Source organism: Marinomonas sp. AWM4_232 (assembly GCF_056158325.1).
In genome coordinates this window covers 1,752,120-1,773,960 of the sequence record NZ_JBSWTA010000001.1, presented here as the reverse complement: position 1 = coordinate 1,773,960, position 21,841 = coordinate 1,752,120, and the positions used below count along the sequence as shown (strand labels likewise).

The following is a 21,841-nucleotide window of genomic DNA, read 5'->3' as shown; positions in this document are numbered from 1 at the left end:
CAATTAAGCGTAACAGAGTAAGTTCAACTCGAATTACGTTCTCGAAGCATGCTCAATATATCCAAAGACTTTGAACATGTGTAATACAAATGAGGCTCTAGAGTACAAAGCATCTCTAACATGCTTTGTACTTTCTTTACGGCGCTTTCACTGATTAGCATGTAAATTAAGTCGTTACTCCATTGTCCAACGAACTCAGCCCACTCATTTTTGTCTTCAAAGGCCGCACCAGCAATAAACCCCAGAGCGAGATAGTCCTCTACACCTGAATCCACATCGATATAATCACGGTATATTCGGCTTAACATCTTAACAGATGATGCAACATCCTTATTTTTGGTCAGGCAAGAGACGAGAGCTAAACCTCTTAATATCTGATAAACAGTATCTCTATCCTTAGCCTCTGCCAATTTATGCTGCTCACGCTCAAGCAACGCTACAATTCGGTCTAGGTATTCATTACTAATGCTCCAAAACGGCGCCGAGTTCATTAGAATTTTAAGGGCATCAAGCGAAGCTTCATCACCAGTGTGCTTGGTAAATAACTTTGCCATTTCTTCAGGCAGGGTGGCTGGAACTAGGTTCCCTTCTAATGGGCCGGGAAGAAATGAAGCTAATACGAAATGAGAGCCAGAAAATAATTCAGCGAGCACATCATTAGCTACTGTCGGTCCATCTACTATCGAGCAAACATTACGAACACGTCCATACAGCTCATTACTAAACTGCTCTGTAGTAAGGTATGAAGGAAGCCATCTAGGTTCTCGCAATAGATCTAAAAAGCCCTGACAATAAAAGTAAAGTCCTCTTTGTTGTTGAGCCCACTGCTCCACTTCCTCAAACTCTATTTTCTCTTCTAGTGCTACTTTACTAATTAGTGAAGCTTGAGAGAAGGAAGCCAACCGCCTATAAAAGGGAGGCATATCACGGAATATTTGTTGTCTTGCTAGTTCTCCGTCAACAAAGATTGACAACGCACAGAACATCTTTAGATTACCTAAAGTATCTTCAGACGATAATGAGGCGAACAGCGCCTGTATGTCTTTATCGAACGCGTCACCAAACTTCAACAAGCCAACTTCAATACATGAAATTAAAAGGATTGGATGGCAAGTATATAAAGCTTGGCTTACTATTTCTTTGTATCTAACCTCATCCAACGGCTCTTTAGATATCACTGACGATATCAGCCCTTGGACACATATTAAAAAGTTATACTCGGTTACTCCAATCTCCAGCTGACCTTGAATAAACTGTTTAAGCTCCAGATCACAATAGTCCGCAATATTTTCACTACCCTGATAGCTCCCGACAAGCCGCTCATAGTAACGAATATCATTAGGGACAAATGTAGCAACTTGTTGCTCGGAACTTCGGAATTCTTGCCTTAAAAGGCCTTCTATATGCTTCGGAGATAGGCTTAGATCAAAAACTAAATCAGATACATCATCATCTTTAAAAGCAGAAGCAGATAGTCTGCTCCTCCAACTTTCTAACCATTCTAACGAGAGCAAAGTAAGCGTCCGGCCATTCACACCTTAATCTAGCACCTTAGATCCGACATAGTCATGACTTTTGGAGTAATGACTGTGTTCAATACAAGCGATTCCCTCCCTGTTATTCTGATTTGTGGTCCAACCGATATGCGTAAGTCCATTGATGGCTTAACCGCTATCGTTGCGTACGACTTAGAACAAGAGCCATGCTCTGATCGTTTATTCGTCTTTTGCGGTCGAACCCGTAATCGTCTCAAAATCCTGCAATGGTCTAGGAATGGTTTTTGGCTGCATTACAAACGCTTGGAAAAAGGTGTGTTTCAATGGCCGGGCATCGAAGATGAGCAATTGTCTTTGCAAGTATCACCAAGGCAGCTCAATTGGCTACTGGATGGTTTACCGCTTAGTCTTGATCAGGCCCACCCAAAAATTACCTACCGTTATCATGAAAATTAGCGCTCTAATCTGTAGATGGCTGGTATAATCCATGCCATGAAAAAGACTCTGAATGACCTACCTGACGATATTGATTTGCTTAAGAAACTCTTGCTTGAGCAGGCGGAGCAGTTGTCAGAAAAAGATGAACAAATTGATCATTGGAAGGCGGGCTATGAACGCCTGCTACAGCAATGGCGTTTGGCCCAACATCGCCAGTTTGGCAAAAGCTCTGAGAAGAGTCCAGGTCAAGGTGAACTGTTTGATGAGGCTGAAGCAGTGGTCGCAGAAGAAGAGACTTCAAACGAAGCCGATTCGTCGTCAGAAAAGAACGATGCATCAATGCGTCATCGCCCTAAGCGTAAAGTCTTGCCCAAAGACCTTCCTCGCACTGTCATTGAGCTGGATGTCGCCAATGTAGAAAAAGTCTGTGCGTGTTGCCAAGGTGCATTACATCGTATTGGCGAAGATCGTTCGGAGCGCTTAGAGTTTATTCCTGCTAAAATCACGGTGATTGAAACGGTTCGTCCTAAGTATGGCTGTCGCCATTGTGAGCAGAATGAAACGCATGTCACGATCAAACAAGCACCACCAGCACCCAGTCTTATCCCAAAAGGCATCGCAACACCAAGTTTGCTAAGCCAGATCATCACCAGTAAATACCAATTTGCTTTACCTCTGTATCGACAAGAGGCGCTGTTCAAGCAATTAGGCATTGAGCTGAGCCGCAGAACCATGTCGGACTGGGTGCTCAAAAGTGCCGATGCATTAAGACCGCTTTACCAGAGACTGAAAGACATTTTAGTCCAGCAGCCTGCGCTTCATGCGGACGAAACACCGCTCAATGTGGTGAAAGAAGATCGAGATAAATGCTACATGTGGGTCTATTGCAGTGGTACAGATGGTCCAGACACGCCTCATCCTATGTATAAAACGCCATTAATCCCCATTGTTTTATACGAGTTCCAAAAAACGCGCCAAGCGACCCACCCCAAGACCTTTTTGAATGATTACTCAGGGTATCTACACGCCGATGGGTATGCTGGATACGAACAAACCGACACACAGCTCGTTGGATGCTGGGCCCACGCACGCCGTAAATTTATGGACATTGCCAAAAGTTTAGGAAAGAACAAGACGGGCACACATACCGTGGCACTGAACTGGATACAAAAGCTCTATGCCATTGAAAGTAGAGCTGCACAGTGCGAGACAACGGAAAAGGCCTTCGCTTATCGCCGTGAACAGGCGATACCGGTGCTAAACGACTTTAAGAAGTGGCTAGAAAAAACAGTGAAAAACAAGCCGCCAAAAGACAAGCTCACCAGTGCTTTAAATTACTGTCTCAACCAATGGGATAAGCTTATTCGCTATGTTGACGATCCACACCTCAACATCGACAACAACCGTGCCGAGCGAGCCATCAAGCCGTTCGTGATTGGGCGAAAGAACTGGCTCTTCTCAAATACGGAAAATGGTGCCGAGGCCAGTGCGATGCTCTACAGCATGATCGAAACTGCTAAAGCCAATGGCTTGATCACTTACGACTACCTTGTGAAAGTGTTTGAAGAACTACCAAAACGCAAAACAGGTGCAGACATCGATGACTTGCTGCCTTGGAATGTGACGTTAACGTCTTAGAAGAAACTGTTCTCTGCTGCATCCGTGCAGCTTCATGGTCATCCTGAAGAAAGGCAGAGCTCCCATCCTAGGAGCTTAAACTATCCATAGCTCTCTGCCTCAAACGTACATTAAAGAGATCACAGCCTGTTTGCACCTTTTAAATGTCTCAAAAGTGTTATAGATCAAAAAACATCCTCAAGGTGTGAATGGCCGGACGCTTACAGAGCAAATACTGTTTTGCCACTGAACCTAGGGTATCTATTCGCGTGTGTACATCTGGATGAAGTGCCCAAAACTCATTGTTAATTATCTGATCATTACCTTTAGACAGCACAAGTGATAACGGCTTGCTTAAATCACTAGTCACTGCCCAAGATCTTCCACTGAGATCCTCTAAGCAATACTTTAATTTTGGATTTTCAAATGCACTGCGCACTGCATTGAAGAGTGCACTCCTCGGAAAAACTATATCGTTGTTTCCAAAACTGATTAGAGGCTCTGTCGTAATTTCTAACTGTTCTAATAAGCTTGAGTTAGAAAGTAACTCTTCTCGCACTAATCTAGGAAATAAATCGAGTCCCCTAGAAGCCACAAAGGCACGCCTCGACTTACTGTCCATCCAGCACCTCCTGAGATAACACATCTTCGGTGATAATTTTCACCTTATCTCCAGCCACATCTACTAAACTTCTAAAGCTCAAAGGATCGCTTTCTTTTAAAGGTGCCAAGACAGATTCCTCTAACCACTTATTGTAGTTTTCCTTCTGGCTTTCGGATAAATAATCAGGTGTAAGCAGTATTGAATAAATAGTCACTACCTCTCCTGAATAAGCGATTCCTTTAGGGTCTCTGAGTTGATGAGTCTGGGCCCATTGGCGATATCCCATTAGATTGTAAAGCCAATTGGACCTTGCACACTTTTCCTCAAATACAGTGCCATCATCTAACCATTGAGCGAATAAAACATTTGCAATGACACCCATTGTATTACTCAACCATTGAGCATCTCTCGGAAGCTGTATGAGATCGCTAATCCTAATCAAGAGTAAGTTTTCTTGTATGAGCCTTAATTGCTTCGTTGGATTAAACTTTCCCGCCACAACAGAAGAGCATTTCATATGGTACATAAGCTCCTCTTCAGATACGCTAACAAACTCAAAGCCTAACTCTCGAAGTAGCGCTCTAGAATCAAACTTTTGCTCTTGAGAAATAAGCCCTTTTTGATACAGCGTTTCTATGACATCCTGAGATGTATAAATAGGTGTATTCTTCTCATCAATCGTAATACTTCGGTTCTTATTCATGAATCGATCATCTAGGACAGCTGAATCGCATAATTTAAAGGACGAAAAAAGTTCATTTAATGGCCCTGTGCTATCATTATTATCCCCTGACACCTCATTATATGAAGGCATTTCAGCTAAGATAACTTTTCCAGATTCAATTTCTTTGAACAGTACTCCCCTGATACTTTCGAGTTTCGCGTCAGCTTTACGGATTGTTGAATCGTAGTTCATCAATGCCCTACACCTTTCACTCTCCTTTTGCGAAACATATACCTCAAAACCAGCGTCATTAAGAGTGTCAAGCATATCTACTACCATTAGATACTTGACCGACAGAGAGTCTAAAAGCAATCTTGCTCCTTGTTCTATTCTCGGGCTATCCGGCCAGTCATTTTCATGCTGAGAAAGGTACTTCAAGGCATTACTACATTGTGCTCCAGTTATTGCAGATAAACTCTGGAGCTTCCTAATAAGCTGCATACAAGAAATCAGCTTTCCGTGAAAACCTGAAAGGTCAACTTCTATGTTCCTAAATGAGTCATCAAGTTTAGTGACTGGAAACGAGCATACCACCAAAGATTGCGACCCATTTTCTGAGAATGTAGTTACATCCTCAAGCATTAGCGCAAGCTCATCCCCTACATCGAATGCCACTTCTGGGTTGTTAATTATCTTGGAGGGCAATACCTTAATTTTACGATCTAAAATCGCTTTCTCAAATTGCTTTGCTTCTTCAATTTGGCTGGGCTGATGATATGCAACTTTTTGCTTTTCCGAAAAAAGCCATCGCATAAAATAATGAGGAATAATAATTTTTTCAGTACTTTCAAGAAAAGTTGTCAGCATTCCTATATTTTCTAAAACCAAAACACTACTTACATCGAGAGTAATCATAGTACCACAGATTGTTCTCTGCTGATTTGAGTAGTGGAAGATTGGTGAGAGAGTCTTCCGTCTTACGTCTCTCGTTTCTTTATTCTCTAAAGGCTGTATTAAGTAAAAATCGGACATTGTTCTATTTAGCATTTCTGCTACTAAGAATATTGGTGCTTCCCCACGTATATACGATTTATAAACTTTTGAATTCCGCTCCTGTGCTCCCGATATAATTTCTCGCAGGTCTTCCAATGATGTTCTACGCATCGGACCATTATCATTTGAAGTTGCGATTGCTTTTCTTAACCATTCAGACACGTCATTATTTTTTTCCCACCCCATTTGCGTTGCAGTTAAATATGACGATGTAAAGATGTCTGGGTTATCAGAATACTTGCTGGTACAAAATTCTAGTATCTGCTTTGTTCGAGTTGGTGAAACCACCTTGGCTAACTGAGCTATTTGTAAAAGCTCATCAGCTTCGAGCTTATCTCGACTCATCCAGCCGTCTTCTACAAAGGTACTTAAAGACGCCCAATCACCTCCATATATAGCCAAATTTATTTCGAGAGCTTTAATATCAACACCCTGCTGCTTAAACCGTTTTAATATCTTGACTTGTTCGTAGGCGCTATTTAGATCTCCTTTCCTAAATAGCGACCACCCAAAGTGCAGAGTTAAGTTAGCACTTTTAGCTACAAGCTCCGGTTTACTTAAAAGAAATTGGTGGAGGTCATTGTAACGTCCTAGGTGCACAGCAACGTTACAAACTCTGACAGCATCTAACTCTTGCCCAGTACGATCATAAAGCTCTACACAATATGAGTAGTAGGAGTCAGTAATACTTTCTCTAGATAACAAATTGATAAGGAAGGCGAGGTCATGCGTCGCACCACTAAGTTGATATTGACTGACAGCAAGAGCAATCGGGTCCTTTCCCTTAACTTCCTCAAAAATTTTCTCAAGCCTAGCTACATCACTATCAGAAATATAAGAGCCCTCGGTTTCACGTAAAAGCCTTTCTGCGTCATCGATCAGACCCGCTTTCGCTAATGCCTCTATCTCTAAAATTCTAACTAGGCCTAAGCTTAAAGACCTCTCCATTTGCTCTCTATGACGAGCAATATATTCTACTGCATCTGAATGTGACTTTTGCTTTAGCGCGAGGACAAACCTAGCCAAGCCTATAGTTAAAGGACTTTTTTGAAATAAAGCTGATTGTCGATTTACTTCTGCTTCAACAGCATCAAAATCAATTTCGATTCCGAAAGCATTTGCTAGAACAAGAAACTCTAGCGATTGCTGAGTATAATCTTCAAAGTAACTTTTGAGTGTAAACATTGCCTGTTGATGCGCTTCGTCATCCCGAAGCTGCAACCATAAGGAGTAATTTTTCGAAACATTCACAATTTCTTCTGCTTCAAACTGCTGAGCTAACTCTGAACATATATCAAACAGCTCAATTGCCTGTTTTCTAAGACAGATAGATTTTGAGTCATCAGCGAGAGGAAACTTTTCGGCGCTAATAGGGATAAAGTCTAGGACAACCTCTCGATACTCGACTACTTGAATCGCATTCACCAATTTTACAAGAGCAGAAAGCTTAGCAAGTGCTGGGAAGCTTGATATCAAAGTATTTTCAATTGTATCAACAACATTTAAAGCCATCTCCCATTGTCTATCACTCAATAAAGCAGAAATTAACGCAACTTTTCCATCTTCATTTAATTGATCAATGCCTAAATGAGCATCTTCATACCATTTTATAGCAGAGCGGCTTCCTTCTACTGCATTTTTAATTGCAAAAAAAGCGCTGTAAGACAATGAACTCTTAGCTTTCAGCAACCTAACTGCTGGCTCTGCACTCTGTGCTTCAACCGCATCAATAAACGCCTGTGCTATCTCAGATTCTTCCGTCGCACCTAGATCTTTTGAAGTTGCTAACCAACTTTTCGCTTGCTCAATCGTTCCACCATCGATACAGAGATATCTTGCGAGCAAAGCCAGAGCCTTAGCTTTTGACTCGTTCGTACCGCCTGAGAGCGCACCATGAACAATGCTCTCAGCCAGATTAATAGCCTTTTCCTCCTTAGGAAACGAGGCAAAATAACGTAACACAGTTATTTCATTTGTGAGCTTTTCTATTCTTTCGTCTTGAAGGGGCTGAGCAGTAAAGCCAGCCTCTTTCATTTCTCCTACGACTTCAGTAGCTAACTTTGATTTTATTTCATCTAAATGCCGAAGATTGGTCCCTTTATTTCTTAAATAATAATCTAAGAAGTAAACTAAAATACTCACCAGTATAAGAGTTGCTCCCAGAGGATAGTTGGGTTCACTAAGGGAAAACTGAAAGTTAGGGTAGAAATCTTGATATAGCAGTATCCAATTTACTATCTCAACCCATAAAGGAACACTTAACGCACCTATTCCTGCTGTTAGTAATGAAACAACGATTATTTTCACCAGTGATGGTGTAAAGAATCCTAGAAGGTCTCGAAACGCTTCATTAAAATTGAACCCCATTACTCCCTCCTTGATGAAAAGCACCAAATCGATTCCACAAAATGCGCGGCCTGTCTTTAGAGCAAAATAATACTAAGATAATTAGGATTAATCTTATTTTCGTCACACCAAACATCCATCCTTTCACGTTCAGAGCAGACGTAGCCAACGTCATCATCAAGCATTACAAGGTATGTTCTGGCGTTAATTGGCCGCAAATAATTATCACTCCTCATAAACAACCTAGTACTAACCAAATTATTCGCTACAGAGTTCAAAGTCGCTCCATATCTGTCTGTTAGAAATTGCTCCAGATCTCTATCTAAGGACAAATAGCCACCATATGCAGCCATAAGTCTTATAGCAGAAGCTTCAGCTGGACCAACCAAGTCTGGTTCCCACTTGTTATCATCTGCTCTTTTTAGCTGTTTCTGATCTAATTCGAGCGATTTGTACAGCCAACCAGCTCTACCTTCACTCTCAACTGCTCTCGCAGTAAAAAGTGGCACAGCGTTATCTAAATGAAGGCCGTCATCCCATGGCATCTCTATACTGAAGTATGAAGAGATCTTCGACCAGACTAACTCAAGAATCATTTTTGCAGGATTATGGCACGTGGAATAAATTGACACCCATTCACCTTCATCATTTAAGGCAATAGAAGGCACCCCACTCCCCTTAACTAAACAGAACTTATTTGATGTTACAAGAGAAGGAATAAGAGGGATTCCAAGGCTTTCTTCAGTCCCAGCCCGACTCTCTATTAAGTTAACAAGTGCTGTTCGCAAGCCGTACTCGGTTTTATACCCATCATAAGCATGAATGACGCTCACTGGTGCAAGTGACTCTTGCACTAGACAATAGAATAAAACCCCTTCCTCAATAGGGATATTATGCATACCAGAATATTTCTCAGGAGCATCCTTTCCAGTTATCAAAGAAAACTGCCTTCTAGCATTCCTTAAGTCAGGCTCATAGCCTTCATTAACTAATTTGTTTTCAAAATACTCAGCAAACTTTCTACGGATCCCTGCCAAGTGGTCAATCGCATCAACAAAGTCTCCCCTGCGAAGCGTTTTTTTCACTTCAAAAATGCACAGAACTCGCTCAATATCGACTATGTATTGATCTGTAAGTCCATACCGCTCCCCTAGACCATGAACCAGCATACAATCTATTTGCTCGGGCAACATTTCTCCGCCGACCGAAATAAATCCTGATACCACGTTCAAGTCTAAATGCTTTGGAATAGCAAACTCTTTATCAATCCCCTGCCTTGTTATTTCCTCGTATGCCGAACCTAACGTGGGCATATGGGACATCTCAATATCTGCCAACTTCTTGCTTTCTTCTTCAATGAAGAGTTCCAATAATTCTGATGCTTTTCTTATCACCGCAGTTTTCCCAATAGTTAGGTATTTGTGCTTCTTCAATTTTTTAGAAACGGAAGCCTATAGCAACCGGACAGGCAGTTTCCTTTATCTCAAGAGAAGCATTTCCGATAGCCCAGTCTTCCTAGTATCTATCGCCCCTTGCTTCCTCACCGCATAGTAGAAATCGGATTTGCTGCCAATCAAATGAATCATGTTCTCAGCTCTTGTTATTGCCGTATAAAGCCAGCTACGTTCTAGTAATGGCCCTTGCTCTAATAACACAATTACATTAGCGGCCTGAGAGCCTTGCAGCTTGTGTAACGTCAAGCAGTAAGCAAGATCAAGATATTCAAACAATTGCCAGTCAACGCTCACTAAACGCTTCTTACCAAACTCGTCTAAGTCTTCAAGCTCTACAACAAAAGCGAACTCATCTGTTTCTTCGATACTGTGTATAAAGCCCAGGGTCCCATTTTGGATATCATTTTTATAATTAGTAAGAGTGAAAACTACAGGATCACCTTGCCTTAACTCATAACTTCCTTTCTCAACAGGCATACCGGTTAGATCCAAAACCTGCCCATTCGGATTTAGCGATGCTTGAAGAAACTTATTTACTTTCCTAACAGTGTCATTGGTAGAAGCGATAACCATAGCATCTTGATATTTGCAGTAGGCTTGCAAAACATCCTGAAAGATATCACTCGATGATTCTTGGAATACCACATCAGCAGTGTTCAAAGACTCTGGCAAGTCTCCGCTTTTAATTGCAGCTGCATAGCTAGGAAGAGTGCTTTGTTTGCCCTGTCGCCTAACCACATCAAGCTCCACATGGCTAATGACTCCACTTTTCACTATATCATTGAGCACAAAGCCTGCATTGATTGGGGGTAACTGATATGGATCACCGATCAGAATAATGCGAGCCTTATCATGAATCTGCATGACTAAACGCCACATAGTGTAGGCATCTAACATTGATGCCTCATCAACGATCAAGACACACTTCTCTTCATTTATGGCTTGCTGACGCAAGAAACGAGCGATGGTACTTGTTGGTATGCCAATGGATTGCTGAAGGCGGCGTGCCGCCTTGCCAGATAGAGCTAAGGGATAAATAGTGTAGCCCATTTCTCTATAAGCATTGACGATCACTTTGGTAGTCGATGTTTTGCCGGTTCCGGCTCCACCTGTTAGAACAAATATAGAATTTAACAGTGCCGTCCTTATAGCCCTCTCCTGGGCACTTTCCAACACCCAACCCTCTGGTACGGATTTTAAGAAAACGTGCTCCAGATCGCTCGTCCAATCCAACTGCTTCGCTTTGCTAAGCTTCAGAAATCGTTTGGCAATGGTTTTCTCAAATATGTAGTTTCCGGCTACAAAATACTGCTCACCTTGCTTAACAAAACCAATTACATCACCCTTTGCAAGATGAGCCTGATCAAGAAGCTTTTCATCATTGCCCAGTAACCGGCGAAGCACGGGGGCAATGTCGTCCCAATCAGCTAAGGTATTGCCTTTATCGCTCCAGAGTCTCAAAGCATATTCAACCATTGCAGAAATTCTAATGTCACTATCTGGAGCAACCGCAAAATGCTTCTGTGCAATGTTGTCTACTTTTTCAAATCTCATGCCAAGAGAAAAAAGGCGGTATGGATTCTGTTCTAGAAAATGAAGAGCATCTTGATCGGCCATTCGAAATAACTGTCGCTGAATTGGAGCTTCGATTTCATATTCAACGAGCTTGGAAGCATATTTCAGGTTCGAGTACTCTTTGAAACCGTTCCAAAGACTATGTACCGTATCTTGACGGACTAGAACTTTTTGCACTGCTTCAAAGTTCGTAATTGAAGGATCAGGCTCATACGGGGCGTAGCGATGCTGGTCTAATATCTTAAATATTGAGCTCCGAAACTCTTCCCATAATAATTGAGCTTTAACTGTACCAATTCCAACAAAAGACTTTTCTGAGCTTAAGAAGCTAACAAAACCGCTTCCATTATCTGGCATAACGCACTTAAGCTTAGGTTCCATGAAACGCCAGACATCAACAAAGTGGCTCTCACTCACTTTCTGTTGACGTATTGCATAATTATTTTCTTTGCGAATAGACCACTGCTGACCGACTTTAGGGTCAATATTCAACTTATCCTGAGTAGTAAGTATCTCAATCCGGTGTGCGCCCTTGTTATTATTAACAAAAACTGCACCTAGCCTTACGCTGTCTGGTTGGTATTGATATATGCGCGTAATTCGAACCAAAAACTCATCGTTAGCCCTCATTTCCAAAGCCCCATTTCAACCAATACATCCTTAAATTCAGACAGTCTTGCTACTTCAGCAGAGAGCTTGGCATTCTCATCTTGTAACCTACGATTAATTCTCTTGAGGTCACGAACTTGAGCGCTGTCTTTGATACCCTCAGCAAATTCGCTCGGCTCAAAAGCTTTCTCATCATCTTTCTTTAGGTTGAGCTTACGCTCGTGATAAAAGCCGTTTGTAGACAACTCCGCTTTAAGATCTTGAAGCATGTTATGGAGTAAGGGATTTCTAGCCTGTTTGAAGGCAGACGAATCAAAGCCTAGCTCATCAGCAATTTTCTTAGGGCTTAGAGTTCCTCCATGGCAATAGTCCGACCAATTCGGAGTATCCTTAATCTTCATCTCTGCCACCCACCCAAGGAATAGATCCCTATTTCTCTGGCCTTTTTCCTTGCTCATGCTATGCCTCCTCCACTATGCGTCTGATAGTCGTTCTACTTACACCATATTCCTTTGATAATTGGTTTTGTGATTTCTTTTTAGACTTCACTAACTGGCGGATCTTCTCCCTCTCTTTTATAGGGATACTTTTGGGTCGCCCCATATGCTTTCCAGCGGCGATGGCTCGCTCCCTTCCTTCAGTCGTATTCTTAATGATCAGGCTTTTATTAAGCTCAGCAAAAACAGCGATTACGTGCAGCACAGCTTTACCGAATGGTGAGTCATCCGCACTATTGATTACGCCATCTAAAGTCGTGAGTGAAGCACCTTTTTCATGGATAGCATCAATAGCCAGCATGATACCTCTTAAGCTACGGCCTAAGCGGTCCAGCTTGGTAACGCAGACAGTGTCACCTTCTCTGATATAAGCTAACATTTCTTCCAACTTCTTCTGATTTTCAGACGAAGTACCGCCTTGCTTACCCGAGAATATTTTTGCGCAGCCATACCGCTTTAATGCATCAACCTGAGAGGCAAGATCTTGTTCTTGCGTACTGACCCTCGCAAAACCTATTAACGCCATATGCTACCTCACTGAACTAAAGTTATAACTTTAGTTCACCAACCGAATTACGTGAACTTTAATTGATTATTTTAATTTTAGTTCATGAACTTTAGCTTCCACCATATAAAGTGCATTCACATATGCTAGCCTCAATGAAATCATGAAGAACAACTTTTCGTATAACGCTATACAAGCACAAGTCTTTAAGACTGATACAGACAAGGATGAGCAATGAATATCACCATAGAGAATTGCAACAGTATTGATAGAGCAGTAATTTCGCTTACTGCCAAAAAGCTAAACATCAAGTTTGCTCCCAACGGCACAGGAAAAAGCACGATAGCTAAAGCAATCTCTTTGCATACACAAGGAAAGCCCTTAGATGAGTTGATGCCATTTAAGCTACGAAGCAAAAACCCTGAATCCAAATCACCCGAAGTCTATTCAGATGAAGATATCAATGATGTGATGTGCTTTAACGAGGAGTACGTTCGTCAATTCACATTCCAGCCAGGTGAGCTATTAACTAACAGCTTTGACATTTTTATAAGGACGGATACGTACAAGGCAGCTGAGGCAGATATTGAGGCTATTGTTAATGACATTAAGGTGTTATTTGATGAGAATGACGATCTAGAGTCACTTATTTCCAATTTAAAAGATTTAGGAGACGCGTTTACCTTAACCAAAACTGGTTTATCCTTAAAATCATCTGGTATGAAAGGTCTCTCGCAAGGCAACAAGCTAGAACACATCCCTGAAGGCTTAGAAGCCTATCAGCCCTTCATCAGAAGTACTTCAAATGTAGCTTGGATTGACTGGCAGACAAAAGGCTCTAAGCAATTCTCAGGATTATCAGATTGCTGTCCATACTGCTCTGCCGACACTACAGATAAGAAAGAGCAAATTACAAAAGTTGGCAGTGAGTACGACAAAAATGTGATTAAGAACCTAGTACAAATCATTGACACAATAGAAAAGCTAGGCGACTACTTAACACCTGAAGCAAGACAAAATCTGAGTAGCATTACTAGACTTCCAAATACTCTTGAACCAGAGCACATCGACTACCTGAAACGAATCAAAACTCAAATCGATAGATTGTCAGATAATTTGTTAAAGCTAAGATCATTGAAAGGGTTTGATTTTAAAAGAGATGAACAAGTTCGTGACCAGCTCACTTCATACAAAATTGACCTAACTTTCTTACCTGAACTGAACTCGGAAGCCACTGCAAATGCAATTGGCACGATAAACCGGTCAATTGAAGAAGTTATAGTTAAGGCCGGACACCTCCAAGGCAAGTTAAACCAGCAGCATGGGATGATGCAAACCTTAGTCCAGAAGTACCAAAGAGAAATTAATAGCTTCCTCTCTTATGCTGGATATAGATACAAGGTACAAATCTCAGGAGAAGGTGACAAATCTCAGTTGAAGTTACAGCATCTCGACAATGATGACTTTGTTGCTGGTGGTGACCAACATCTAAGTTTTGGTGAGAGAAATGCATTCGCAATTGTATTATTCATGTACGAATGCCTGTACAGGAAGCCTGGTTTAATTATTCTCGACGACCCAATATCCTCTTTCGATAAAAATAAGAAGTATGCCATTCTAGAGATGCTATTCAGACGGAAGCCTGAAAACTGCCTGAAAAGCAAAACCGTCTTGATGCTCACTCATGATGTCGAACCGATAATAGATACAGTCAAAGCGGTGAAGAAACAGTTTGACAATCAAGTATTCTCGTCATATTTGAGATTCGATCAGGGAGAAATCAATGAACTTCCAATAAATACAGGCGACATAAAGACCTTTTCCCAAATATGTAAAGATTACTTAGAGACAGATGCAGATCCCATTCTAAAGCTAATCTATCTCCGTAGACATTTCGAGATTGTTGACGATATGGGAGATGCATACCAAGTACTTTCTAATTTGCTCCACTTACGTCCTCTGAATGAGGCAATCGATAACAGGGAAGAAGGAAATCCTTTGATGGTAGCTAGCAAGCTGAGTCATGGGAGTCTTAGGATTGCATCAGAAATTGAACACTTCAACTATGAGGAAACCCTACTTCGGCTTCAAGATAGATCAGCCCTCAAAAATATCTACGATAACTGCTCTAGCGGATACGAGAAACTTCAGGTCTTCCGTTTATTGAATGGTATTGAAGTAGATAACTCAGTTCTCCAGAAATTTATAAATGAAACGTACCATATTGAAAACGAGTACATATGTCAGCTTGACCCAAAAAAATATGACTTGATACCAGAATATGTAATTAAAGCATGTGATGATTGTCTAACTAGGGGAGCTGTTTAAAGTGACATGGTGCTGAGCGGATCTCTTTAGTAAGACCTGCTCGGCGCTAAGAACTACCAGAGAATCATATTCAGAATGACAATAGCGACACTCTGACATTACAGCTATTTCCGCTTTAATAATGCAATGCCATTCTCTGGCTCAAGGCCCAGTACTTCGCAATACTGAACGAACTCATAGACATTCAACCTACGCTGCATTGTTTCTACTTTGTTAACAAACTGATGTGACTCGTCCAGAGCAGCCCCAAGCTCTCTTGTAGTAAGCCCCTTACTTTTTCTAGCTGAGATCAGCCAATTCACCAAGGCTTCATATCGAGGGTCATTGATGTGTTTAATCATCCTCAGATTATCAATGAGTTGCCACTTGTCCCCAAAACAGGGACAATATTGCATATGTCTAACTCATGAAAATCAAACGAGGGCTAATGCAGTATAAATATTTAGATATCCCCAACGAAGCGGAGTGGGGAGTGCTTATGGCAGGTGTGATGTGGATGCTAATGAACTTAGAGAACAGCTTTCCAATTACAAATCATACTAAACAGCATATGAAACAAATGGACAAAGAACTAGAGCATGGAGTGGGTAACGTTGAGCCATTTTATGCATACTGCAAAGAGGTTTATCGAGAGCTGGGAGAAGATGGACTGGTCATGGTTCTTAACAAACAGCTCCCCTTCCCAATTAAAATAAATGGTAAAGCTCGCTTACACGAAGCCAAACGAAAGTAATTGCTTTGCTTGGCTCAAATGGGATACGGGATGCCCTTCTGATAACAGCCCTCTCTATTAGGGCTGCTTCAGAACAAACCAAGGTAAGAAATCAGTCTCTATTCTTTGCAGGCAACCCCTGGTCAAGCTTATTAAGGTCAACTCCATCCATTTTGCTTAAGTTAAATTGCCATCTAGCAAAGCGCTCTAGAACATTATTCAGTTTTACTTCTAAAACTTCATTCTTTGAACTTAACCCAACATTCTCTTCTTCGAGTTTTTTCACAAGCTTAATAAGCTCGGCAATAGTTGCGCTGTCATCTCTCAGTGCTTCTATTAAGTCACTTAGCTTATCGCCTCGCTCAATGTGCTGCTTCGCTTCTTCAATAGCTTGTGATTTCTTATCTCTTAACTCTTCTCGTTTGAGCTGTATAGCTAGCTTAATCTCATCATGCTTTGTCAATGTATGCCGAGATGGTGCTTTTTTAAGCCCCAATTCAACCTGAATTTTTTTTACCAACCGATCGTCACTGAACTTCCCAGTCCAGCTATGAATGATCGTTAGGATCTCTTCTTTATGATCTGATACAAAAGCCATCAGAACTCCTTCAAGTCAGATTCAGCTAAGGCGAGAAGGTCCAAAGGCTGCACAGGCTCAAGAGCTGGTACAAGAGTTTGTTTGACTGCGTCTTTTCGACCTATTATCTCTTTCAATCCATCTAGCTCTGTAATACCGAGAGATCGTTTAACAGGAGATGGATCTAGTCCTTTCGCTACTCTTATAGCTGAGCCATCGGGCCTCTTTGGGTCTTGAAGGCCTCTTATTAGAGTCTTTATTTTTGCTAGCCTTAAGCCGTAATAAGTCACCCACCTATCAGCTCCAAAGACTAAATTACCAGCCTTCTCTTTAGCTTTTTCTAATTCACCCTCATCAAGCAACTCAAGGTTCATCAGCTCATTTAGACTATTTGGAAGCCCTTTTAGGCACGAGTGGTCCGTGCAAACGGCACAGTCAATATTTTTTATACAAGGGCTTTCAGCGTGATTATGTAGACAATAGCCAAGCCCCGTAAATATCGCTGCCCCACTACGATTGACGTCAAAAAAGCTAAGAGGAATAGGAAGCTTAAGATCATGTAATATAAGGGCTGGCGGAGGATTATCAGCAGTGTAATCAGCAAGGAGCTTGTCTGCTTCAGCAACTGTCAACACGTTACTTGTATTAGAAACAGCTCCTATCCTTTTCGTTAAACGTGATCTTTGTTCAGGGGTTCTACCATCGTAGGCTTTATTTTGCTCGATGTTTGCTCTCCCTGACCATTTCGCAATCAACCAGTCTGCTTCCCCTGCCAGTTTTAGCTTTGTATTCAACCAATGACGGAACTGATGAGTATTTAGCATAAGTAAGCTTCCATCTTCATCATAAATTTCTAACTCATCAAAGATGGATTGCGAGCCTTCAATTCGCTCAGAGCCAATCGCATCACTGACCGTCCCATGGCCTGTGAACACCCACGAGAAGGGCTTAACTGAAAATTCTTTGTGGAACTCATTGTCACGGATTAATGTGATGCAATCCCAAATTGGAAAATCTCCATATTTCGGGAAGTCTTCTGTCATATATTCATCATCTACAACGGTACGAAGATCGGCATAACTAGGAAATTTCAAATCAACTTCAATTGGCTCTTTTCCATTCTTTTTAAACACCTCGTTATTGGCCTTTAAAGTTAGGCCAGATAATCGCTCTTTTCGCCAATTTGAAGTGTTATTCAAACGATTAAACAAGTTATTAAGCCACTTCAAATTTGTTACGTTATTCCAAGTTATATTTCGACCATTGGAATCTACGCCAGACCGAAAACCAAGAGCATTTGCAAATTGCGTATAAGTCAGACCATTACTTTGAGAGAAACCAGCAGGAGTACTACACTTCTCATGAATCATAAACATATTAGGATTTTCAAAAGCGAATTTTGCGGCGTTACGGGCTGGCTTCGAGATCTCGATAAGATTAGTAATAGCTTGCTGAGCAACATCTTCTAGTAATTTAGGTATCCATTTCGTAACTGGGTCGCCACCTTTAGCAGGATACCAAGCTAAGAACCATCGCCCTTTCTCGCTTTTTTGTAAAGAATGCACTGTGAGTCCACTCAGCTCTACAGCACGGCTTGGCTGGAGCATCATTGCTACACATAGGCTTGCAAAATATTTTTGTTTAGGTGTTTTCGCTCGGCGAAATGCTTCCGCAACTTGCAACATTTGAAAATCTGAAGGGCATTTGTCTTCTTCTATCTTACGACTGCTATCATCGGTCTTAATTCTGGTGTCGATCGGTCTTGCAAATGGGTTGCTCCATTCTTGTAAGTTAAGTTTGAATCTTTTATCTACAATAAAATCCAGTACTTTTTGAAGTGATAATCCAACATTACGTTTTGCTCCAGCATTAAGATTGGAAGTTCTGATCATATCTTCAACTTCATTAATAACTTGATTATCAAGATCCATGATACTTATCGTAGCACTTCCATTAAGCTTGGCTTTCTCTTCAAGGCCGCTATATATAAACGCTAGTGAGGATGCCCACGTAGTTGCATTTTTTGGATTAAGAGACTGCTCATAACGAACGTATGCTTTTGCGAAGTCTGAAAATGGATACTTGAAAGGAGTATATTTTGAACGACTCTGGCTCTTTCCAAACACGATTGTGAGTTTTCTCCCCCGTTCAGAGGCCCAAGACCACTTGTCACATTCCCACCCCTTCTGAATGCCATCTTTAGTGACTAATTCAGCATCAGAGAAAAGAGTCAGCTCATTCTTTGTAAAAGCAATGAAGTCATCATAATTTTTCTGATAATCAAGCTGGTGTTGAGGTGTAAAAACAAGTAATTCAGCCATTTATAACTCCTTCATTAGCAAGTTCTTCACGCCTCTCTTTGCATTTATCAATAACAACCTTAATAGCATCAATAGTTCGGTTAGCTCCCTGCAATACAAATTCACTTGCTCCCAAATCTCGCCTGTGATCTCTCTGAGCCGTCACCTCTTCTAATACAGCTTCGTGATTTGCATTGAGCCAAGGCTGAAACTTATTGCATGTATAGCAATGAATGGAGCCCAGTCCACAAAAACCAAACGTTCCACAATTTCCAACTTCGTCAGCATTCCTTATATGAATTCTGCTACGGGGATCATTTGCCCTTATTGCATCTTTTTCACTGTCTATCAAAGTACCCGAAAATGCTTGAGCTAAAGGTGTTAGACTGGGCTTAAGTGCTTCATCAATTCTCTCTGCCATTTCTTCATTGAATTCTGTATAAACTTTTACATGCTGAGTGTCTTCATGCGTCATAGCTTCTGCAATCACATAGTCACTTGCTCCATGCATTGCTAAATTTGTTGCATGTGTATACCTAAAGCGTCGTGCACTAATATGCAAATCTCCAAATTCACCATCTAGAATAATACGCTGCGTTTTTAAAGGGCATAACTTAGCAATCTTCTTTATTCTTTCAATGATAGAATCTGAAACTCCTCTTATCCGAATACACAATGAATCAGGCCTTTCTTTCTGAATATTTTTAAAATCAATAAAATCGTTAAGTGAGTAAAGAGTATCTAAATTTAGAAAAATCGGGATTTTCTTTTTTTCTTCAAAAGATAACTTAACATCAAAATAACTCTCGACAATATCCAAAGATTTCTGAGCCTGATGCATTAGAACAATTGCTAAATCTTCACTAATATCAGTTAGAGTCGACATAACGCCTCTGAATTCTGATTTCTTTTTGGCATTAGGGACATGAAGATCGAATTGCTCTCCACCATCTTCAGTCTCATTTAAAACTATATCTTCTATATATAACTTAGAGATTTGGATTGGCCGAATACCCGTGTTCTGTAATATCATTATAATTGCGTAGTCTTCAAATGAAATTAAGTTTTCACTAAATGCGTTTAAATACCAGCTAATAAAAGCTGCTTGTTCTTCAAAGGTATATGCACCACTGAATGGACATCGAGTAGCAACAGACTTGCCTTTAACGTTTCCGGATAACTTAATAGAGGCAAGCAGTTCGACCGCCTTTACATCAACTCCTTTTATACCTTCTTCATACCAGTCAAGCAAAAATGCTCTAAGACCACCCAGCTTATACTCTGTATCTTTTTCTAGAGTTGACCTGAAATTTATTATATGTTTTTCATCAATGTTATTTTTAACATTTACCTCTTTAAAGAAAAACCTTAGATCATTTACCAATCTAAGAATATAACCTGATGAGAACTCACAGGCATAATTTGAAAGAACCAACTTCAAATCCCTTAAAAAAAAATCTTCTAAGTTCAATAATTTCAAAGATTTGAAGCTAACTCTTGAATTTGAGTCTATCTGCCAAAAATCACTATTAATATCAAAGTCATAGTTTGCTTTAGAAGTGCGTATTTCTTTAAGGCCATCTGAAGACGCGGAAACATTTTTTTCATTTAAATTCATTAGCTACTTCCACTGCTGCTTTAGATAGTTTTTTTTGTACTTCTTTCGATATTTTCTGAAGCTTCTTTTTAATAGTTCTTTTTAAGTAGGTTCTTCCAGAATCAAGAGAGCTATGGCCATTAAAATCCGCTCTGATTTCCAGTTCCCTTTGCTCCGTAATTTCATTTTCACTTCTATACGCTTTTGCAGCTTCGTGTAACCCAGAACGCTCTAGTCTCTCTACCTCCTTTTGGACTTCTTGCCGTTCATTATCAATCTGAATAGATAATAATTCATTAAAGAAGTGTCTATATAAATGCGGTGTAATCCCCCAAAATCGTTCAGGATTTACACTCTTAATCCTGTTTAGAATGTCATTTATCGTTTGCTTCTCAAGAGGCTTACCTGATTTATAACTTCCTTTCTTATCTTTATGAGATACAAATATATAAGGATATTTATCTGCAATTTTTGTTTTAGTACGAATATTATTTATATAAAAATAAAGAAGATCTCGAAGCTCTTTAGAAATTGGAACAGTTCTACCAAGTGTTTTTGCATTAGGCTCATCAGTTCGAGGGTCATTTTCTCTATCATGTTCACGAACTACAGTTAAAGCCGGTTCATTAGCATTACTTCCAATATTAGATATTTGAAGAGAAAGTAATTCACTTCGACGAAAGCCTGTTTCAATAAGCACCTGAAGTATTAAAAAATTCCTAAATTTAACATCAGCTCCTTTAAACGGATTAATCGGAGAATTTGGCTTTGAGACTTCGATAAATTCATAAAATACACTACTTTCTATTTCTGACTTATCAGGCTTTCTAATTTTCACTTTACTCTTAGGCATATTCCGTTTAAATAATTTTTTCATTTTATCAAGTTCATTAAAAAGCATTGCAGCATTTGGCTTATGCTTAACCCTCTCTCGACCTATAAAGCTTAAGAACTCAGCTATATGAGCAACTCTAGTTATATAACTACTTTTACTAACTGTAAGTTTTTCTTGGTCACTTAAAATCATAAACTTTGCCATATCAATTACCTTTCTGCCGGCTTTTACCGATAGAGCTTTAGCTTGATATAGGCAGTGTTCTTTAATATTATCAATATCTTCTCTACAAGGAATTTTCCCTTTATAAATCTCGTCAAGGATATTTCTATTATTAGCTATTTCCCACTTCTTAAAATGGTGAAAGTTTTTCAGGTATGTTGAAATTGTAGTGGCAGCCATATCCATACGTAATCTTTGAGTAACAAAGTGAGTTACCCAAAAGTCTGGAACACCATCTTCTGACAACAAAAATGGGTAGCGCTCACCACTTTTAAATTTAGCTATCTTAATTTTCATTAAACTCCAGCATTAATAAAAATATACATACCTAACAGATGCCTCTCATCTATGACTTCAGCTCTTTCGTATGTCTCAACCTTTCAAGAGAGTGAGACTGTAAACAACTACGTTT

At 40.4% G+C, this 21,841-nt stretch carries 16 protein-coding genes; 4 read left to right on the top strand and 12 right to left on the bottom strand.

Annotated features, from left to right (window positions below; genetic code table 11):
* Positions 1 to 23 precede the first annotated feature (23 nt).
* The gene (locus tag ACXAC1_RS08410) at positions 24 to 1,535 is read right to left on the bottom strand and encodes a hypothetical protein (protein WP_475060790.1); all 1,512 of its coding nucleotides are present in this window, start codon (positions 1,533 to 1,535) and stop codon (positions 24 to 26) included.
* 54 nt (positions 1,536 to 1,589) lie between these two features.
* Between ACXAC1_RS08410 and tnpB the strand changes: the two genes are divergently transcribed.
* Together tnpB and tnpC are read left to right on the top strand one after the other, a co-directional pair.
* Positions 1,590 to 1,952 carry an IS66 family insertion sequence element accessory protein TnpB gene (gene tnpB / locus ACXAC1_RS08405; protein ID WP_475057608.1) on the top strand — a complete coding sequence of 121 codons (363 nt, stop codon included), beginning with the start codon at positions 1,590 to 1,592 and terminating at the stop codon, positions 1,950 to 1,952.
* A gap of 36 nt (positions 1,953 to 1,988) precedes the next feature.
* Positions 1,989 to 3,572, top strand: coding sequence for an IS66 family transposase (gene tnpC, locus ACXAC1_RS08400; protein ID WP_475057611.1), 1,584 nt, complete (start codon positions 1,989 to 1,991; stop codon positions 3,570 to 3,572).
* Positions 3,573 to 3,729: 157 nt separating this feature from the next.
* Here tnpC and ACXAC1_RS08395 read toward each other — a convergent pair whose 3' ends face one another.
* The 6 genes from ACXAC1_RS08395 to ACXAC1_RS08370 all read right to left on the bottom strand — a co-directional run bounded on the left by ACXAC1_RS08395 (position 3,730) and on the right by ACXAC1_RS08370 (position 12,879).
* On the bottom strand, positions 3,730 to 4,173 hold the full coding sequence (locus ACXAC1_RS08395; RefSeq protein WP_475060787.1) for a hypothetical protein: 444 nt from the start codon (positions 4,171 to 4,173) through the stop codon (positions 3,730 to 3,732).
* On the bottom strand, positions 4,163 to 8,239 hold the full coding sequence (locus ACXAC1_RS08390) for an HTH domain-containing protein (RefSeq protein WP_475060785.1): 4,077 nt from the start codon (positions 8,237 to 8,239) through the stop codon (positions 4,163 to 4,165). The genes ACXAC1_RS08395 and ACXAC1_RS08390 overlap by 11 nt, the downstream gene beginning before the upstream one ends.
* Before the next feature lie 56 nt (positions 8,240 to 8,295).
* The gene (locus ACXAC1_RS08385) at positions 8,296 to 9,612 is read right to left on the bottom strand and encodes a DUF6602 domain-containing protein (protein WP_475060782.1); all 1,317 of its coding nucleotides are present in this window, start codon (positions 9,610 to 9,612) and stop codon (positions 8,296 to 8,298) included.
* A gap of 84 nt (positions 9,613 to 9,696) precedes the next feature.
* On the bottom strand, positions 9,697 to 11,877 hold the full coding sequence (locus ACXAC1_RS08380) for an AAA family ATPase (protein ID WP_475060779.1): 2,181 nt from the start codon (positions 11,875 to 11,877) through the stop codon (positions 9,697 to 9,699).
* Complete coding sequence (locus ACXAC1_RS08375) at positions 11,874 to 12,314, bottom strand: hypothetical protein (protein ID WP_475060777.1); 441 nt, start codon at positions 12,312 to 12,314, stop codon at positions 11,874 to 11,876. The genes ACXAC1_RS08380 and ACXAC1_RS08375 overlap by 4 nt, the downstream gene beginning before the upstream one ends.
* A 1-nt stretch (position 12,315) precedes the next feature.
* Entirely contained in the window at positions 12,316 to 12,879 is a 564-nt protein-coding gene (locus tag ACXAC1_RS08370; RefSeq protein WP_475060775.1) for a recombinase family protein, read from the bottom strand.
* Positions 12,880 to 13,092: 213 nt separating this feature from the next.
* On the opposite strand from ACXAC1_RS08370, the gene ACXAC1_RS08365 reads away from it, so the two are divergent.
* Positions 13,093 to 15,186 carry an AAA family ATPase gene (locus ACXAC1_RS08365; protein ID WP_475060773.1) on the top strand — a complete coding sequence of 698 codons (2,094 nt, stop codon included), beginning with the start codon at positions 13,093 to 13,095 and terminating at the stop codon, positions 15,184 to 15,186.
* Positions 15,187 to 15,290: 104 nt separating this feature from the next.
* Here ACXAC1_RS08365 and ACXAC1_RS08360 read toward each other — a convergent pair whose 3' ends face one another.
* Entirely contained in the window at positions 15,291 to 15,527 is a 237-nt protein-coding gene (locus tag ACXAC1_RS08360) for a helix-turn-helix domain-containing protein (RefSeq protein WP_475060770.1), read from the bottom strand.
* 86 nt (positions 15,528 to 15,613) lie between these two features.
* On the opposite strand from ACXAC1_RS08360, the gene ACXAC1_RS08355 reads away from it, so the two are divergent.
* Positions 15,614 to 15,919, top strand: coding sequence for a hypothetical protein (locus tag ACXAC1_RS08355; protein WP_475060767.1), 306 nt, complete (start codon positions 15,614 to 15,616; stop codon positions 15,917 to 15,919).
* A gap of 91 nt (positions 15,920 to 16,010) precedes the next feature.
* On the opposite strand, the gene ACXAC1_RS08350 is transcribed toward ACXAC1_RS08355, so the two are convergent.
* From ACXAC1_RS08350 to ACXAC1_RS08335, 4 genes are read right to left on the bottom strand one after another with little or no spacing between them, the layout of a single operon-like run.
* Entirely contained in the window at positions 16,011 to 16,496 is a 486-nt protein-coding gene (locus tag ACXAC1_RS08350) for a hypothetical protein (RefSeq protein ID WP_475060764.1), read from the bottom strand.
* The gene (locus ACXAC1_RS08345; protein WP_475060761.1) at positions 16,496 to 18,796 is read right to left on the bottom strand and encodes a hypothetical protein; all 2,301 of its coding nucleotides are present in this window, start codon (positions 18,794 to 18,796) and stop codon (positions 16,496 to 16,498) included. Before ACXAC1_RS08345 ends, ACXAC1_RS08350 begins: the two co-directional genes overlap by 1 nt.
* The gene (locus ACXAC1_RS08340; RefSeq protein WP_475060759.1) at positions 18,789 to 20,393 is read right to left on the bottom strand and encodes a site-specific integrase; all 1,605 of its coding nucleotides are present in this window, start codon (positions 20,391 to 20,393) and stop codon (positions 18,789 to 18,791) included. The genes ACXAC1_RS08345 and ACXAC1_RS08340 overlap by 8 nt, the downstream gene beginning before the upstream one ends.
* Complete coding sequence (locus ACXAC1_RS08335) at positions 20,380 to 21,726, bottom strand: site-specific integrase (protein WP_475060756.1); 1,347 nt, start codon at positions 21,724 to 21,726, stop codon at positions 20,380 to 20,382. The genes ACXAC1_RS08340 and ACXAC1_RS08335 overlap by 14 nt, the downstream gene beginning before the upstream one ends.
* Between the last annotated feature and the right edge of the window lie 115 nt (positions 21,727 to 21,841).